The following is a 383-nucleotide window of genomic DNA, read 5'->3' as shown; positions in this document are numbered from 1 at the left end:
CCTGCGAGCGACCAAGCCCCGTCGGCGGCGTTCGTCAAAGTCGACCCGGGCTTGGCCGGCCTCTTCGTCGACCTGTCCGATTACGGCTACAAGGTCGGCGACAATGTTTCGGTCACGCTCGCTGGCGACTTCAGCCCCAGCAACGACCCGAGCGACGCCGTGTATAGCCAGGACGCATTCCAAAACTCATCGCTCGTCTATAACGGCGTCAGCTACTGGCTTGGATCGCAGGACATAACCCTGACCTCTGGAACCATCATTCAGATCACCAACGACGACAGGCCCCTTTTCGACAACACTGATCCGGATGGCGACTATGGGATCCAGATCGCTCCGGTCGTCCCTCACCCTGAAGGGTGGATGCTCTCATAGCGTCCCCCGCC

General features: G+C 60.6%; 1 protein-coding gene. It reads left to right on the top strand.

From position 1 onward, the window contains the following. A partial coding sequence (locus ACYVO7_RS25820) for a hypothetical protein (protein ID WP_460452622.1) occupies positions 1 to 372 on the top strand: 372 nt, incomplete at its 5' end. Positions 373 to 383: the final 11 nt, after the last annotated feature.

Source organism: Alsobacter sp. SYSU BS001988, assembly GCF_054796215.1.
The sequence above is the reverse complement of the archived record's forward strand: the minus strand, read 5'-3'. Positions and strand labels throughout refer to the sequence as shown.